Genomic DNA, 3,869 nt, shown 5'->3' on the forward strand with positions numbered 1-3,869 from the left:
GGCTGCGGCCGCGCCTGGTGGTTCAGGTAGCGCCGGCCGGCCGCGATCGCGAGGACGACGAGCGCCGTCACCAGCATCAGGGGAAAGCGGTTGACCAACGGGAGTGCGGTGTTGAAGATCAGGTCCTTCATGCCGCCGCCGGTGCCGGGGGTGAGGCTCTGGTACGCGAGCGGCACGCCGACGACCAGGATCAGCGGCGGCTGGACGGCGGCGGCGAACAGTCCGCGACTGCGGACCGCGAGTGCCGCCCCGACACAGCCGAGGAAGTAGAAGACCGCGAACGCCGACGTCAGCTCTGTCCCGCGCATGGCGTCGAGGAGAAACCCGACAAATGTGGCGCCCACCGCGATGAGAACCGCGCCCCAGGCCGGGACGCCGGGGACCGTTGGGAGAATTGACCGCACATCGAGCGGCACCCCAGAGCGAGCACGTTGGGTTGCTGACACCCTACGAGACTAGCGGTTCACGACCCGATCGCCTCGTTGGCGGGACCGTGCGCGTGCCCGAGATCGGTGAGGCCGACCGTCCGTGGCCAGGAATCGATACGGCTGACCTCCGGTACTTCGCCGTCGCCGACCTCCAGGTCGTGAAGCTTGCGTGCGGTCACCGCGACCCGCGTCTCCATCGACGCGGCGGTGAGGTTGAACGACTCGACCGCCTTGCCGAGCTGCGAACCGAGCCGGTCCAGGTGGTTTCCGACGATGCCGAGCCGGCCGTACAGCTCACGGCCGAGTCGGTGGATGGTGTCGGCCTCGCGTGAGAGCGTCTCCTGTCGCCAGGTGTGCGCGATGGTCCGCAGAAGTGCCACCAGGGTGGTCGGCGTCGCGAGGATCACATTCTTCGCGAAGGCGTGCTCGAGCAGTCCGGAGTCGGCGGTCAGCGCGGCGTCGAGGAACGAGTCTCCGGGCACGAACAGCACCACGAACTCGGGAGTGGGGTCGAACGACGCCCAGTAGGCCTTGGCGGAGAGTTGGTCCACGTGGGTGCGCAGCTGTCGGGCATGGCGCACCAGGTGCGTGTCCCGGGTCGAGACGTCCTCCTCCTGTGCCGCGTCGAGGAACGCGGCCAACGGGACCTTCGCGTCCACCACGATGTTCTTCCCGCCGGCCAGCCGCACCACCAGGTCCGGCCGCACGCCCTCCTCACTCACCTGGGTCTCGAAGTCGCAGTGCTTGACCATCCCGGCAAGCTCCACCACCCGTTCGAGCTGGATCTCGCCCCACCGGCCCCGGACCTGGGGTGCGCGCAGCGCGGTCACCAGCTGGCCGGTCTGGGTGGTCAGCAACTGAGAGGCCCGGCGCATCCCGGCGACCTGCTCGGTGAGACCGGCGTAGGCGTGCACCCGGCTGCGCTCGACCTGCTGCACCTGCACGGACAGGGCGTCGACGGCGTCGTGCAGCGGCCCGACCAGGTGCGCGACCTGCTCGCCCACCGCCCCGGACGTGCGTCGGGCCGCGTCCTCGTTCACCGACGCGAGGGACTGCCGGAGCAACTTCTCGTTGTCACGGAGCGCGGCGAGTTGAGCCTCCGCGCGCGCGGCGTGCTGGCCGGTCCGGGAGGCGTGCCAGAGCCAGCCGACCGCGATGCCGAGGCAGAGCGAGACGAGGAGTCCGAAGCCGGTGACGGGTTCCATGCCGAGATAGTGCACGAGGGCACCGACATGCCTCCGGCGGTCGGGAAGAGGTGCACGTCAATGGGCCTGTCGGTGGGGTGAACTACGGTCGGCGCATGCGAATCCTGCACACCTCCGACTGGCACATCGGGCGCACCTTCCACGGGGTGGACCTGCTGGCCGACCAGGCACTGGTGCTCGACGCCGTCGCCGGCGTGGTCGCCGAGCACGCCGTCGACGTCGTGGTGGTGCCGGGGGACGTCTACGACCGGGCCATCCCCAGCGCGGATGCGGTCACCGTGTGCAACAAGGGCTTCGAGGCGATCCGTGCGGCGGGTGCGGTGATCGTCGCGACCTCCGGGAACCACGACTCCCCGGCCCGGCTCGGCGCCGGCGCGGCCTTCTCGGCGGCGGGCGGACTGCACCTGATGACCCGGGTGTCGGAGGTGGACCGGCCGGTGGTGCTCGAGGACGAGCACGGTCCGGTCGCGTTCTACGGGATCCCGTACCTCGAACCGGAGGCCACCCGCGCCGAACTGGGGGTGCCGTCGGCGCGATCGCACGCCGCGATCCTCGATGCGGCGATGACGCGGATCAGGACGGAGCTGGGCGGCCGCGCCGTCGACGGCACGCCGCCGCGCGCGGTCCTGCTCGCGCACGCGTTCGTGGTCGGTGCCGAGTCCACCGGCTCGGAGAGGTCCATCTCGGTCGGCGGGGTGGAGACCGTCGCCGCCTCGGCGTTCGACGGGGTCGACTACGTCGCGCTCGGCCACCTGCACTCGCCGCAGACCCTCACCGACCGGGTCCGCTACTCCGGTTCCCCGCTGCCGTACTCGTTCGGGGAGCGCTCGCACCGCAAGGCGGTGTGGATCGTCGACCTCGACGCGGACGGCCTGCGCGAGGTGGTCCGGCACGACCTGCCGGTGGTGCGCGGACTCAGCCAGCTCACCGGCACCGTCGAGGAGTTGCTCACCGGGGACCAGTTCGCGGCGGCCGAGGCAGACTACGTGTCCGCGGTCCTCACAGACCCGGTCCGTCCGCAGGACGCCATGCGCACGCTGCGCGAGCGCTTCCCGCACATGGTGCACCTCGAGTGGAACCGGCCGGAGGGCGTGACCGACCTGCGGTACCGGGAGAAGGTGCGCGGCCGCACCGACGCCCAGATCGCGACCAGTTTCCTGACCGACATGCGCAGCGAGCCCACTTCGGGGGAGACCCGACTGCTGGAGCAGGCGTTGAGCTTTGCGGTCCGGGAACCGGAGAATGCGGCCGTCGCCGCGGAGGACATCGCATGAGACTGCACGAGCTGGAGATCTCGGCGTTCGGCCCGTTCGGCGACACCGCGACCGTGAATTTCGACGCGCTCGGCGCCGACGGGCTGTTCCTGTTGCACGGCCAGACCGGTGCCGGCAAGACGACGGTGCTCGACGCGGTGGCCTTCGCGCTGTACGGCACCGTCCCCGGCGCACGCCAGCAGGGCAAGCGCCTGCTGTCCGATCATGCCGCGCCCGGTGCGGTGCCGAAGGTGGTGCTCGAGGCCACCATCGGCGGCCGCCGCCTGCGGTTGACCCGCAGCCCCGAGTACCAGCGACCGAAGCTGCGCGGTACCGGCACCACCAAGGAGAACGCGAAGGCCACGCTCGAGTGGCTGGACGGGCACGGCCAGAACCTGACCCGGCTCGACGAGATCGGCGAGGCCGTAGGCCGACTGCTCGGGATGAGCTCCGACCAGTTCTTCCAGGTGGTGCTCCTGCCCCAGGGCGATTTCGCGCGGTTCCTGCGAGCGGACACCGACGAGCGGGGAACTCTGCTCGAGCGGCTCTTCGACACCTCCCGTTTCGGGACCGTCGAGGACTGGTTCGTCACGCGGCGCCGGGAGAGCGCCGCCAAACTCGAGGCGAGCCGAAAGTCGGTGGATCTCATGGTCGCCCGGGTCTCGACGGCCGCGGGCATCGAGGCGGGCGCGGACGCGGAGCCCCTGGTGTGGGCACGCAAGCTCGAGGCCGACGCCGCGGACGTTTCGGCCCGCGCGCTGCTGGAACTGGCCGACGCGGAGGCGCTCGCCTCCCGCGCCGCCGCCGAGCTCGCCGAGGCCAGACGGGTGCAGCGTCTGCAGCAGCGGGCCGCCCAGGCGCGGGCGGAACTCGCCGCCCACCAGCAGGCGACGCCGGTCCGTGAGGCCCTGGCCGACGAACTCGGCCGGGCCCAGCGTGCCGCGCCCGTCGCGGCCCTGCGCGCCGAGGCGAAGGCCGCGGCC

General features: G+C 71.5%; 4 protein-coding genes. 2 read left to right on the top strand and 2 right to left on the bottom strand.

Annotation, left to right across the window (positions count from 1 at the left end):
* Both AC1DU4_RS26135 and AC1DU4_RS26140 read right to left on the bottom strand, forming a co-directional pair.
* Positions 1–446: DUF6542 domain-containing protein (locus tag AC1DU4_RS26135; protein ID WP_477844858.1), on the bottom strand; the 446-nt coding region annotated here is incomplete at its 3' end.
* Positions 447–463: 17 nt separating this feature from the next.
* Positions 464–1,633: a DNA recombination protein RmuC gene (locus AC1DU4_RS26140; RefSeq protein ID WP_477844860.1), complete on the bottom strand. Its 1,170-nt coding sequence runs from the start codon at positions 1,631–1,633 to the stop codon at positions 464–466.
* 95 nt (positions 1,634–1,728) lie between these two features.
* On the opposite strand from AC1DU4_RS26140, the gene AC1DU4_RS26145 reads away from it, so the two are divergent.
* Positions 1,729–2,907 carry an exonuclease SbcCD subunit D gene (locus AC1DU4_RS26145; RefSeq protein WP_477844862.1) on the top strand — a complete coding sequence of 393 codons (1,179 nt, stop codon included), beginning with the start codon at positions 1,729–1,731 and terminating at the stop codon, positions 2,905–2,907.
* A partial coding sequence (locus AC1DU4_RS26150) for an AAA family ATPase (RefSeq protein WP_477844864.1) occupies positions 2,904–3,869 on the top strand: 966 nt, incomplete at its 3' end. The genes AC1DU4_RS26145 and AC1DU4_RS26150, both read left to right, overlap by 4 nt.

It is taken from the genome of Rhodococcus sp. P4_F5 (assembly GCF_056401315.1).